Here is a 12,745-nt window from a genome sequence, read left to right as displayed (position 1 = left end):
GGCCGGAAAGCCAGCTTTTGCGAGCCGCGAAATACGATAGACTCGTCGCCAGTCAATACGCCGCCCCCGGGCGTCTTCGTCTGCCATTCAGCCCATCGATGCGCTATTCGGTCGAAATCAGAAAGTTTTTCTACAGCCAGTACTTTTTCGGCGGCCTGCGGATCGCGGTCGGCGTGTCGCTGCCGGCCGTGTTGTGCCTGATCGTGTTTCACAACCGGGAGCTCGGCTTCACGATCTCGACCGGCGCGCTCGGCGCGTGCGTCGTCGACATGCCGGGCCCGCTCAAGTACAAGCACAACGAAATGCTCGCGTGCAGCGTGATCGGCTTCCTGGCCGCGCTCGCCACGGGCCTCGCGACACCGAACATCTTCGCGCTGTGGCTCACGATCGTGCCGCTCACGTTCGTGCTGTCGCTGATCGTCGTCTACGGCAACCGCTGGCCGCAGATCAGCTTCGCGACGCTGTTCATGATGGTGATGACGCTCGAGGAGAAATTCACGCCGCTGCAGGCGTTCGTCAACGCCGGCTGGATTCTCGCCGGCGGCCTCTGGTACACGTACTGGGCCACGCTCGTGTCGCAATGGCAGGCGCGCCGGATCGAGCAGCAGGCGCTGGCCGAAAGCCTGTTCGCCTGCGCCGACTACCTGCTCGCGCGCGCGCAGTTCTACGATCTCGACGCCGATCTCGACGAGTGCTACCGCAATCTGGTTGCAAAGCAGATCACCGCGGTCGAAACGCAGGAAACCGCACGCGACATCGTGCTGCGCAACCTGCCGAAGCTGCGGCGAGGCAAGCTCGATCCCGGCCGCACGACGATGTACAACCTGTTCATCAACAGCGTCGACCTGCACGAGCTGTTCGTCGGCGCACACACCGACTACCCGCTGATGCGCAACACGTTCGGCGGCTCGGATCTGATCATTTTCTACCGCGACCTGATCCGCAAGGCGGCCGCCGATCTCGAGGAGATCGGCCTCGCGGTGCTCGAGAACCGCGCGCCGCATTCGCACGTCAGCGTCAAGGCCGAACTGCGCGCGATCGAGTACGAGATCGAGCTGATGCGCAAGAAGAACTTCGCGGCCACCAACGCGGAGGCGTATGCGGCCGTGCTCGCGACGTTCCGGCGCATCTGGAGCGCGACGCGCATGATCGACCGCATGCGCCGCAACCTGTCGGGCCACGCCGATCCGCAGCAAACCGAACTGAAGATCGACAAGGCGCTCACGCGCTTCCTGCAGCGCCGCCGGATGTCGCCGCTGCTGATCTTCTCGAACCTGAACATGCGCTCGCCGAGCTTCCGGCATGCGCTGCGCGTGACGATCGCCGTGGCGGTCGGCTTCTGGCTCGGCCGGCTGCTGCCGCTCACGAACGCGTACTGGATCGTGATGACCACCATCATCATCCTGAAGCCCGGCTACTCGCTGACCAAGCAGCGCAACGCGCAGCGGATCATCGGCACGCTGATCGGCTGCGCGGCGAGCATCGCGCTGATCTATACGGTGAAGGAGCCGCACCTGCTGATCGCGATCATGTTCGGGTCGATGGTGATGAGCTACAGCCTGCTGCTGTTCAACTATGCGGCGAGCGTCGTGTTCACGTCGTCGTACGTGCTGCTGATGTTCCATCTGCTCGCGCCGGGCAGCATGCGGATCATCGGCGAACGCGCGATCGACACGGTCGTCGGCTGCATGATCGCGATCGCCGCGAGCCGGCTGTTCCCGTACTGGGAATACCGGCTGATGGGCAAGCAGGTCGCCGACATGCTCACGGCGAGCCGCAAGTATTTCGAGGCCGTCTGGCGCGCCGGGCGCGGCATGTCGTCGCCGCCCGTGCCGGCCGCCGACGGTGCGGCCGTCGTTGCGGGCGTAGCCGCGGCGATCGAGACGCCTGCTGCCAGCCTCGACGACGACTACCGCTACCGCCTCGCGCGCAAGGACGTGAACATCGCGTTCGCGAACCTCGGGCAGGCGTTCCAGCGGATGATGATCGAGCCGAAGGCGCACCAGCGCTTCGTGCCCGAGTTGAACGACCTGCTCGTGCAGACGCACGTGCTCGGCGCGCAGATCACGGCCGCCGCGCCGCTGATCCGCAGCGCCTGCGCGGCCGATGGCGGCCTCGTCCACGACGACGCATTGCAGCGCGGCCTCGCCGCCGTGCTCGACAATCTCGAGAAGGCCGAAGCCGGCGAGCCACCGCCGGCCGACCAGCTCGAAACGTCCAAGCAGATCACGCGCGATCTCGATGCGATGGTCGTGTCCGCGGAAAAATCCGATGCTGTCGGCGCCGAACTCACGCACGACCTGAAGGTGCTCGCGCACCAGTGCAAGCAGATGCTCGCGTCGTCGCTGCTGATCCGCAAGGATGCGAGCGTGATCCGCCTGCCCGCCTGACCTCCGCCAGTCCGCGCCGGCAGGCCGGCCCGCGCACGTCGCGGCTCGGCCGCCGGCGCGCTCCTGCTCGACGACTACCCCGAAGCATGCCCCACCCGCTCCACGCGGCCCGTGCCAGCGGCGCGCGAGCGCCCCACGCCCCATTCCGCTCGCCGCGCCAGTCAGGGAATACCCGATTCCGGTCACCGGGCCCGGCTTGTTATCATTCGTTCACATTCAAGTTGTATAGACAACTTGAGCCAATCGGGCCAGCCTCGCTCGCCCGGTTCGTCGCATAACGATATCGGAGACTCGATGAAAAACTTGCAGCGCCACCTGAGCGCGCGGCACATCCGCTTTCTCGCGCTGGGCTCGGCGATCGGCACGGGCCTGTTCTACGGTTCGGCGTCCGCGATCCAGCTCGCGGGCCCGGCCGTGATCCTCGCGTACCTCCTCGGCGGCGCGGCCGTCTACATGGTGATGCGCGCGCTCGGCGAAATGGCCGTGCGCGACCCCGTCGCGGGCTCGTTCGGCCACTACGCGACCGAGAACCTCGGCCCGTTCGCGGGCTTCGTCACCGGCTGGACCTACACGCTCGAAATGGTGATCGTCGCGATCGCCGACATCACCGCGTTCGGCATCTACATGGGCTTCTGGTTTCCGGACGTCCCGCAATGGATCTGGGTGCTCGGCGTCGTCGCGATCATCTGCGGCCTCAACCTGTGCCACGTGAAGGTATTCGGCGAGCTCGAATTCTGGCTGTCGATCATCAAGGTCGGCGCGATCGTCGCGATGATCGGCGGCGGCATCGCGATCCTGCTGACCGGCATGCGCTTCGGTCATTCGGCCGACGTGCCGACGTTCGCGAACCTGTGGAACCACGGCGGCTTCTTGCCGAACGGAATCGGCGGGCTGATCGCGTCGCTGTCGGTCGTGATCTTCGCGTATGGCGGGATCGAGGTGATCGGGATGAGCGCCGGCGAGGCGAAGGACCCGGAGCGCGTGATTCCGCGTGCGATCAACGCGGTGCCCGCGCGCATCCTGCTGTTCTACGTGCTGACGATGGTGGTGCTGATGTCGATCGGCCCGTGGACCAGCGTCGGCGGCGACGGCAGCCCGTTCGTGCAGATCTTCTCGACGCTCGGCGTCAAGTCCGCCGCGACGATCCTGAACCTCGTCGTGATCAGCGCGGCGATCTCGGCGATCAACAGCGACATCTTCGGCGCGGGCCGGATGATGTTCGGGATGGCGCGCCAGGGTCAGGCGCCGCGCGTGCTGATGACGACGTCGCGCCACGGCGTGCCGTGGGTCACGGTGCTCGTGATGGCCGGCGCGCTGCTGGTCGGCGTGCTGCTCAACTACCTGATGCCGAAGGACGTGTTCCTGGTGGTCGCCGCGATCGCGACGTTCGCGACCGTGTGGGTCTGGCTGATGATCCTGCTGTCGCAGGTGGCGATGCGTCGCCGCCTGTCGAGCGCCGAAGTCGCCGCGCTGAAGTTCAAGGTGCCGCTGTGGCCCGTTGCGCCGGCGCTGACGATCGCGTTCATGGGCTTCGTGATCGTGATGCTCGGCTGGTTCGACGATACGCGCGTCGCGCTGTATGTCGGCGCGGCATGGCTCGCGCTGCTCGCGGGCGTGTTCTACGCACGGATCCGCCCGAAATTCGCCCCCGCGTCACGTTGACGCACGGCTGACCTGCCCATGCGGCGCGCCGGTTCCGGCGCGCCTTCTGCTATCCGGTTGCGCGGCGCCCGTCGCGCCGGAAGCCGCGGAGCGACTCCGTTCGCCTGCCCCGCGCGCGACCCGAGCGGGCCGCGCACCGGCACGTCAGTGCGACGCCGCGCTCGCGGCCTCGGCCGGATGGGCCTCGTCGTACGCGTGCTTCTGCGAAATCGCGTTGTACAGGATCGTCCCGATCACGAGCAGCACGGCCACGACGATCAGGATGCTCACGTTGCGGACAGGGTTCTTCTTGCGCTGATCGTTCATGGTCGGGGCGATTCCGTCTAATTCGTCGAAGCGGGCATTCTACGCGCTTGCGCCCGCGCTGCACCGCCCCGTTTCCAATCCCCTCCCCCGTCTTCCCGGCCGCTTGCCGCAAGCTTTCATTTGATAATCATTCCCATTTCGATTTAGAATCCAGAGTCTTTCGATTTGTAATGTTCCGGATCGCTCGGGCGGCAGGCGCGCCCCGGAACGCTCCCTCGTCCACCTGCCCCACCGGAGTCTTCATGTCGAATCCGCGCACCCGCCTGCTGCCGCTCGCCGGCGCCCTCGCCCTGGCCGCGGCCGCCTTCGCGCCGCTTGCCCAAGCGGCCGAGGAAGTGAGCCTGTACACCACCCGCGAGCCGAAGCTGATCCAGCCGCTCATCGACGCGTTCACGAAGCAGAGCGGCGTCAAGGTCAACACGGTGTTCGTGAAGGACGGCCTGCTCGAGCGCGTGAAGGCGGAAGGCGCGCAGTCGCCGGCAGACGTGCTGATGACGGTCGACGTCGGCAACCTGCTCGACCTCGTCGACGGCGGCGTCACGCAACCGGTGCGCTCGAAGACCCTCGACGACGCGATTCCCGCGAACCTGCGCGGCACGAATGGCGACTGGTACGCGCTGTCGCTGCGCGACCGCGTGCTGTACGTCGAAAAGGACCTGAAGGTCGATGCGTTCCGCTACGAGGATCTCGCCGATCCGAAATGGAAGGGCAAGGTCTGCATCCGGTCGGGCCAGCATCCGTACAACACGGCGCTCGTCGCGGCGATGATCGCGCACGACGGCGAGGCCGCGACCGAGCAATGGTTGCGCGGCGTGAAGGCGAACCTCGCACGCAAGGCGACCGGCGGCGACCGCGACGTCGCGCGCGACATCCTCGGTGGAATCTGCGACGTCGGCCTCGCGAACGCTTACTACGTCGGCCACATGAAGAGTGCGGAGCCGGGCAGCGATGCGCGCAAATGGGGCGACGCGATCAAGGTCGTGCGCCCGACGTTCGCGAACGCGAAGAGCGGCGGCACGCACGTGAACATCAGCGGCGCGACAGTGGCGAAGCATGCGCCGCACAAGGCCAATGCGGTGAAGCTGCTCGAGTACCTGGTATCGCCGGAAGCGCAGGCGCTGTACGCGCAGGCGAACTACGAATACCCGGTGCGCGCGAACGTGAAGCTCGACCCGGTGATCGCGAGCTTCGGCACGCTGAAGGTCGACCCGCTGCCGCTCGCGGAGATCGCGAAGCATCGCAAGCAGGCGAGCCAGCTGGTCGACAAGGTCGGCTTTGACAACTGACGCATCGCCTGCCCGCGCCTACCGCGCGCCGCGTCGATCGCGGCCGCGGCCGCGCGCGGGCAGCCTGTGGCTGCTCGCGGCGCTGGCGATCGCCGCGGCGGTCGCGGCGCCGCTCGCGGTGCTCGTGGCCGCCGCGTTCGACGCCGATCTCGCGCACTGGCGGCATCTCGCCGAATTCGTGCTGCCGCAGGCGCTCGTCAATACGCTGCTGCTGCTCGCCGGCGTCGGCACGATCGTGTCGCTCGTCGGCACGGGCTGTGCATGGCTCGTCACCGCCTACGATTTTCCCGGCCGCCGGATCCTGACCTGGGCGCTGCTGCTGCCGCTCGCGGTGCCCACCTACATCGTCGCATTCGCGTATCTCGACCTGCTGCATCCGATCGGCCCCGTGCAGGGTGCGATTCGCTGGCTGCTCGGCTTCGACAGCCCGCGCCAGTTCCGCCTGCCCGATCTGCGCTCGCTGCCCGGCGCGATCTTCGTGCTCGGCTTCGTGCTGTATCCGTACGTCTATCTGAGCACGCGCGCGATGTTCGTCACGCAGTCCGCGAGCCTGCTCGAGGCCGCGCGCACGCTCGGCGCCGGCCGCCTCGCGACGTTCTGGCGCATCGTGGTGCCGCTTGCCCGGCCCGCGATCGCGGTCGGCGTGAGTCTCGCGCTGCTCGAAACGCTGAACGATATCGGCGCGTCGGAATTTCTCGGCGTGCAGACGCTGACCGTGTCCGTCTATACGACGTGGATCACGCGCTCCGATCTCGCCGGCGCCGCGCAGATCGCGCTTGCGATGCTCGCGATCGTCGTCGGCATGATCGCGCTCGAACGCTATGGGCGCCGCCGCCAGCGCTACGCGCATGGTCGGCGCATGCGGCCGATCGCGCCGCGCCGCCTGACCGGCGCGGCCGCGCTGGGCGCCGCGATGCTCGGCTGGCTGCCCGTCCTGCTCGGCTTCGGTGCGCCGGCCGCCTATCTCGCGGTCGAGACCGGCAAGCGGCTGCACCTCGTCGGCGGCGTGTCCGCGCAACTGATGACGGGGCTCGCGAACACGCTGACGATCGCGACCGCCGCCACCGTCGCGACGCTCGCGTGCGGGCTCGTCGTCGCGTGGGCCGCCCGCGCGCAGCGCGACAGCGCGCGGGCGGGCCCTGCGCGCCTGTGCGCGCGGATCGCGAGCCTCGGCTACGCGGTGCCGGGCACCGTGCTCGCGATTGGTCTGCTGATTCCGTTCGCGGCGGCCGACCGGCTGTTCGGCGCGGCGCTCGGCCGCGACGGGCTGCTGCTGATGGGCTCGGCGACCGCGCTCGTGATCGCCTATACCGTGCGATTCCTCGCGATCCCGGCAGGCGGCATCGAGGCCGGCCTCGCGCGCATTCCGCCGTCGCTCGAACAGGCCGCGCGCTCGCTCGGCGAGACGGCCGGCGGCACGTTGCGCCGCGTCCACCTGCCGCTGCTGCGGCCCGCGCTCACGACGAGCGCGCTGCTGGTGTTCGTCGACGCGATGAAGGAGCTGCCGGCCACGCTGCTGCTGCGCCCGTTGAACTTCGACACGCTCGCGACCTGGCTGTATGCGGAAGCCGCGCGCGGCACCTATGAAGAAGGCGCGGTCGCCGCGCTCGCGATCGTGCTGGCCGGGCTCGTGCCCGTGATCCTGCTCGCTCGCACCCGCCACAAGATCGGAGCCTGACACCGTGAACCTGCTCGAACTCGACGACCTCTGCGTCGCCTACGACACGCCGCACGGCCGCCGCACCGTGGTCGACGGCCTGAGCCTCGCGCTGCCGCGCGGCGACATCGGCTGCCTGCTCGGCGCGTCCGGCTGCGGCAAGACCACCGTCCTGCGCGCGATCGCCGGTTTCGAGCCGGTGCGCATGGGGCGCATCGTGCTGGATGGCGTGCCCGTCGCGGCGCCGTCGCTCGATCTGCCGCCCGAGCGACGGCGCATCGGCATGATGTTCCAGGATTACGCGCTGTTCCCGCACCTGAGCACGGCCGACAACGTCGCGTTCGGCCTGCGGCGCATGCCGAAGACCGAGCGGCGCCTGCGCGTCGCGCAGATGCTCGAACTCGTCGGCCTCGCCGATTCCGGCGACGCGTATCCGCATGAACTGTCGGGCGGCCAGCAGCAGCGCGTCGCCCTCGCGCGCGCACTCGCGCCGTCGCCGGAACTGCTGCTGCTCGACGAACCGTTCTCGAATCTCGACGTCGATACGCGCGAGCGGCTCGCGTTCGAGCTGCGCGACATCCTGAAGCAGACGGGCCACACCGCGATCCTCGTCACGCACAATCAGGCGGAAGCATTCGCGATCGCCGACCGGATCGGCGTGATGAAGGACGGCCAGCTCGCGCAATGGGATACGCCGTACGCGCTGCACCATCATCCGGCCAGCCCGTTCGTCGCGGATTTCGTACGCCGCGACGCACTGGCCGACGAGCGCGCACGCGCGCTCGCGCGCGGCCGCTGAAGCCGCGCCGCCGGCGCGACGGCGTGCCCGTCAGGCGGGCTCGGCCAGATCGCGCACGGGCAGCGCGGTCGAATACTTGATCTGCTCCATCGCGAACGACGAACTGACGTCGAACAGCGGCACCGTGCGAATCAGTTGCTTGTAGACGCGGTCGTAGTCGTCGATCCCGGCCACGACGACTCGCAGCAGGTAATCGGTCTCGCCGCTCATCCGGTAGACCTCGACCACTTCCGGCATGTCGCGCACCGCCTGCGTGAAACGCTGCGCCCATTCCTCCGTGTGCTGGTTCGTGCGGATCGCGACGAACACGGTCGTGCCGACCCCGAGCTTGCGCGGATCGCACAGCGCGACCTGCGCGCGAATCGCGCCGGTTTCCTTCAGCCGCTGCACGCGCTTCCAGCACGGCGTCTGCGACAGATTCACGCGCTGTGCCAGCTCCGCGATCGGCAGCGTGGCATCCGCCTGCAGCAGCTCCAGCAGCTTGCGATCGATGGCGTCCATTTCTCCATTCCCTCGTCGATAGAAATTTATTCTATTCATCCTGCCCAACGGGGAACAATATGAAAACTGCCTCGTTGCGTCGACCGGTGTAAATACCGATCCGTCGTGCACACGACGCTTTCGCCGCGCACTCGCCGCGCCAAATGAAACAGGCGACGCCACCCGGGAGGGCGGAATCGCCTGAAATTGCCGCGCGTCGCGGCTTGCACGTCGCGCGCCGGCCGGCGCTTACCCGCCGCCGGTCGTCATGCCGCTCAATACGCGACCGTCGCGATCTCGCGCACGAAGCTGTCCTGCTCGAGGGCGTCGACGAACGCAGCCGCGTAGTCTTCCGCCGAGATCTTGCTGTTGCCTTGCGCGTCCGCGATCAGCTTGCCGACGCCCGTGCGGAACGCGCCCGTGCGCTCGCCCGGCGCGATCAGCGCGGCCGGCGCGAAGAAGGTCCAGTCGAGATCGGCGACCGTCTTCAGGTAGTCGAGCGCGTCGCGGTGCGCGAGCGCGACCGCCTTGTACGCGTCCGGGAAACCGTCGGTGTCGACGAGCTGCTTGCCCGGCGCGACTTCGAGCGAACCGGCGCCGCCCACCACGACGAGCCGCTTCAAACCGGCCTGACGCGTGCCGGCGACCAGCGCCTTCGCGACCGCGACGACCTGCGCCGCATCTTCCTGCTTCGGGCCGTACGCGCTTGCGACGACGTCATGGCCCGGCAGCGCGGCCGCGATGCTGGCGGCGTCGAACAGGTCGGCTGCCTTCGCGGTGATGCCGTCGCCGGATGCGCCCGGACGGCGCGACAGCGCCGTGACGCGGTGGCCGCGCCGCACGGCTTCCGCCGCGATGCGCGAGCCGATCATGCCGGTGGCGCCGAACAGCGCGATATTCAACGAACGTTGCGTCATATCGATTCTCCAGAAATAAAAATATGTAACACAGTTAATTACATATAAGGCCGAAAAAAACGGGGCGAAGCCCCCGTTGCGCCGATCGCCACGCATGCGCGCCGCCCGGCTTCCTGCTCTGCCCGCTGCCGGTCGCCCGCTGCCGGTCGCCCGCCGTCGATCACCCGCCGGCGCGCGCCGCCCGTTGCGTGCGCTGTTCCAGGTCCAGCATGTCGGCCGTCACGTCGACCAGCGTGCGCGTGGCAAGCGAAGCCTCCATCGCGCGCTGCGCGTCGCCGATATAGCCGGTCAGCACGCCCTGGATGTGCCGCCCGACGAGACACGCCGGATTCGGCGCCTCGCGGTGCAGCGCGAACAGTTGCGCATCGTCGACCGCGCGATACACGTCGAGCAGCGTGATCTCGGCAGGCTCGCGCGCCAGCAGCGCACCGCCGCCCGCACCGAGCTGCGACGTGGTCAGCCCCGCTGCCGCCAGCATCGACAACAACCGGCGAATCAGCGCCGGATTCGTATTCACGCTGCCCGCGATGATGTCGGACGACAACGGCACGCCTTCCTGCATCGACAGCAAGGCGAGCACGTGAACGGCAAACGCGAACCGGCTGCTGGTATTCATTCGTGACTCACTCGGCGACGCCGGCCCGACCCGCAACCGGCGACATGTGTAACCATCATAATTACATTTTGAGGATCGTGCAAGCCCGCGTCATTCGCCGCTCGCGGGCTTCGCCCCCGAGGCGTTCTGCTGGCTCCACTGCTGGAGTTTCTTGCCGGCTTCGGCGATCTTCGCGCCCGCTTCGGAAGCCGCATGCGCGACGACGGCGGACGCCGCCGCATCGATCTGCGCCTGCGCGGCCGACGCGAGGCCGCTTGCGGACAACGGCGGCACGGCCGACGCCGCGGATGCGAGGCCCGCCTTCGCCGCGTTGATCTGTTGATTGACGGTGCTCGCCACCTGGTCGAGCGCCTTGGCGGCATTGTTCGCCGCATCGGCGGCCGCGCTCGCGGCCGTATCGGGTTGCGCGGCCGGCGTGCCGGACTTCTCGCAACCCGCGAGCAACAGCAGCGCACCGGCGGCTACCGCCGCCAGCACGGACCCGGGCACGCGACGCGCCCGCGATGTCTTCATGTTCATCAGCAATCTCCGGTCGCGCGTTGCGCGACCTCGTGGTTGGACCGGTGTCGATGATACCGCCTGTGGAACAGGCTCAATGACGACCCACCATTAAAAATCCCTTTCAATTTCGGACTCGTCTGATTCAATCGCAGGCGCCACGCCTCTAAAGTGGGCACGCTGCAATTCGCTTCGTCCGTGCCCCTTTTCCTCGTCATGGCTTTCCTCGTCGACTGGCTCATCGCCCTGGCCGCGCTGCTCGCCGCCACCCTGTTCCTGTGCCTGCGCGCGCCGTCGGCGCGCCGCCTCGCCGAATCCGGGCGTCCGCGCCGCATCGCATGCGCGCGCCTGCTCACGCAGGCCGTGATCGGTTTCTGGACCGCCGCGCTGATCGTCGCACAAGGCATCCTTGGCACCGACGGCGACGGTCAGTCCGTCGCGGGCTTCGCGGCGCTCGCGGTCGCTGCGCTCGGGCTCGCGACCGTCGCCGCCTACTGGTCGGCGTGCGCGCTGCGGCTGCGCCGGCCCCCCGCGCTGTTCGCGCGCCACTGACGCGCCAGATCGGTGCACGGCAACGTATCGCCGCGCACCGCTTCATTCGTCGCACGCACCGGTTCGGCACGCGACGCACCACACGCGTGCGTCGGGCATGGTCCTCCATGGGCATCCGTCACGCCCTGGTTCCGTGCACGATTCACCGGAATGCCGCATCGCGCCGTATCCGAGCACCAATTCCACGCAGTCGTTCACCAGATTGGCTCGATACTTGCATTCCTTGCCCGTTTTTTGCGCAAGGAAGCTAGAGCATGGATGGTCTGAAATCCGGCGTCGACACACTGTTCCTGTTGATCGGCGCCGTCATGGTGCTCGCGATGCACGCGGGCTTTGCATTTCTCGAGCTCGGCACGGTCCGCAAGAAGAACCAGGTCAACGCGCTCGTGAAGATCCTGGTCGACTTCTCGGTGTCGACGCTTGCGTATTTCTTCATCGGCTACACGATCGCGTACGGCGTCGAATTCTTCGACGACATCGGCACGCTGTCGCAGCACAACGGCTATGCGCTCGTGCGCTTCTTCTTCCTGCTGACCTTCGCGGCGGCGATCCCGGCGATCGTGTCCGGCGGCATCGCCGAGCGCGCGAAGTTCAACCCGCAGCTCGTCGCGACGCTGATCATCGTCGGCTTCATCTATCCGTTCTTCGAAGGGATCGCCTGGAACGAACGATTCGGCGTGCAGGCCTGGCTCACGCATGCGTTCGGTGCGCCGTTCCACGACTTCGCGGGCTCGGTCGTCGTGCATGCGTTCGGCGGCTGGGTCGCACTGCCGGCCGTGCTGCTGCTCGGCGCGCGCCACGGCCGCTATGCGAAGGACGGCCGGATCGCCGCGCACCCGCCGTCGAACATCCCGTTTCTCGCGCTCGGCGCATGGGTGCTCGCGGTCGGCTGGTTCGGCTTCAACGTGATGAGCGCGCAGACGCTCGACAAGATCAGCGGCCTCGTCGCGGTGAACTCGCTGATGGCGATGGTCGGCGGCACGCTCGCGGCGTGGATGGCCGGCCGCAACGACCCGGGCTTCACCTACAACGGACCGCTCGCGGGCCTCGTCGCGGTATGTGCGGGCTCCGACGTGATGCACCCGATCGGCGCGCTCGTCACGGGCGCCGCGGCCGGTGCGCTGTTCGTCGCGATGTTCACCTGCGTGCAGAACCGCTGGCGCATCGACGATGTGCTCGGCGTCTGGCCGCTGCACGGGATGTGCGGCGCGCTCGGCGGTCTCGCGGCCGGCGTGTTCGGGCTGCCCGCGCTCGGCGGTCTCGGCGGCGTGTCGTTCCTGTCGCAGCTCGTCGGCACGCTCGGCGGCATCGCGATCGCGACCGCGGGCGGCACGCTCGTCTACGGCGCGTTGAAGGCGACCGTGGGCCTGCGTCTCGATCGCGAAGCCGAATTCGACGGCGCCGACCTGTCGATCCACCGCATCTCGGCCACACCCGAGCGCGATTGAGCGCGAGCGAGCATCCGAGGGGCATCCAGCGGGCCGCCTGACGGAGGCCCGACGCATCATTACGTTTTCAATTCAAAAAACTTTCATCTAGCATCCCTACACTTCGGTCCAGATTTCAACTTGCCTTCGCGAAG

The 12,745-nt window shown here is 67.9% G+C and carries 12 protein-coding genes; 7 read left to right on the top strand and 5 right to left on the bottom strand.

The features are described from left to right. Positions 1-98: 98 nt before the first annotated feature. The gene (locus CFB46_RS09930; RefSeq protein WP_027784008.1) at positions 99-2,390 is read left to right on the top strand and encodes an FUSC family protein; all 2,292 of its coding nucleotides are present in this window, start codon (positions 99-101) and stop codon (positions 2,388-2,390) included. Positions 2,391-2,684: 294 nt separating this feature from the next. Continuing rightward, on the top strand, positions 2,685-4,052 hold the full coding sequence (locus tag CFB46_RS09925) for an amino acid permease (RefSeq protein WP_089499878.1): 1,368 nt from the start codon (positions 2,685-2,687) through the stop codon (positions 4,050-4,052). A gap of 144 nt (positions 4,053-4,196) precedes the next feature. On the opposite strand, the gene CFB46_RS09920 is transcribed toward CFB46_RS09925, so the two are convergent. After that, entirely contained in the window at positions 4,197-4,358 is a 162-nt protein-coding gene (locus CFB46_RS09920) for a hypothetical protein (RefSeq protein WP_006476417.1), read from the bottom strand. A 242-nt stretch (positions 4,359-4,600) separates the two neighbouring features. Here CFB46_RS09920 and CFB46_RS09915 point away from each other — a divergent pair, with 242 nt between their 5' ends. The 3 genes from CFB46_RS09915 to CFB46_RS09905 are packed head-to-tail and all read left to right on the top strand — an operon-like array spanning position 4,601 to position 8,100. Continuing rightward, positions 4,601-5,644: a Fe(3+) ABC transporter substrate-binding protein gene (locus CFB46_RS09915; protein WP_089499877.1), complete on the top strand. Its 1,044-nt coding sequence runs from the start codon at positions 4,601-4,603 to the stop codon at positions 5,642-5,644. Further along, on the top strand, positions 5,634-7,322 hold the full coding sequence (locus CFB46_RS09910; RefSeq protein WP_089499876.1) for an ABC transporter permease: 1,689 nt from the start codon (positions 5,634-5,636) through the stop codon (positions 7,320-7,322). Before CFB46_RS09915 ends, CFB46_RS09910 begins: the two co-directional genes overlap by 11 nt. 4 nt (positions 7,323-7,326) lie before the next feature. Next, positions 7,327-8,100, top strand: a complete 774-nt coding sequence (locus CFB46_RS09905) for an ABC transporter ATP-binding protein (protein WP_089499875.1) — start codon at positions 7,327-7,329, stop codon at positions 8,098-8,100. 30 nt (positions 8,101-8,130) lie between these two features. On the opposite strand, the gene CFB46_RS09900 is transcribed toward CFB46_RS09905, so the two are convergent. The 4 genes from CFB46_RS09900 to CFB46_RS09885 form a co-directional block, all read right to left on the bottom strand. After that, positions 8,131-8,601 (bottom strand): Lrp/AsnC family transcriptional regulator, encoded by a 471-nt coding sequence (locus CFB46_RS09900; protein ID WP_006484401.1) that lies wholly within the window; start codon positions 8,599-8,601, stop codon positions 8,131-8,133. A gap of 254 nt (positions 8,602-8,855) precedes the next feature. Continuing rightward, the gene (locus tag CFB46_RS09895; RefSeq protein ID WP_089499874.1) at positions 8,856-9,497 is read right to left on the bottom strand and encodes an NAD(P)-dependent oxidoreductase; all 642 of its coding nucleotides are present in this window, start codon (positions 9,495-9,497) and stop codon (positions 8,856-8,858) included. A 160-nt stretch (positions 9,498-9,657) separates the two neighbouring features. Next, complete coding sequence (locus CFB46_RS09890) at positions 9,658-10,113, bottom strand: Rrf2 family transcriptional regulator (protein WP_027784002.1); 456 nt, start codon at positions 10,111-10,113, stop codon at positions 9,658-9,660. A 90-nt stretch (positions 10,114-10,203) separates the two neighbouring features. After that, on the bottom strand, positions 10,204-10,632 hold the full coding sequence (locus CFB46_RS09885) for a hypothetical protein (protein ID WP_089499873.1): 429 nt from the start codon (positions 10,630-10,632) through the stop codon (positions 10,204-10,206). Between the two features lie 195 nt (positions 10,633-10,827). Here CFB46_RS09885 and CFB46_RS09880 point away from each other — a divergent pair, with 195 nt between their 5' ends. Continuing rightward, positions 10,828-11,163 carry a hypothetical protein gene (locus CFB46_RS09880; protein WP_089500382.1) on the top strand — a complete coding sequence of 112 codons (336 nt, stop codon included), beginning with the start codon at positions 10,828-10,830 and terminating at the stop codon, positions 11,161-11,163. A 254-nt stretch (positions 11,164-11,417) separates the two neighbouring features. Then, positions 11,418-12,611 (top strand): ammonium transporter, encoded by a 1,194-nt coding sequence (locus tag CFB46_RS09875; RefSeq protein WP_089499872.1) that lies wholly within the window; start codon positions 11,418-11,420, stop codon positions 12,609-12,611. The last annotated feature ends 134 nt before the right edge of the window (positions 12,612-12,745 follow it).

This window comes from Burkholderia sp. HI2761 (assembly GCF_002223355.1).
Lineage (GTDB): Bacteria > Pseudomonadota > Gammaproteobacteria > Burkholderiales > Burkholderiaceae > Burkholderia.
Note: the sequence above shows the minus strand (reverse complement) of the source record. Positions and strands in the feature narration are given on the sequence as shown.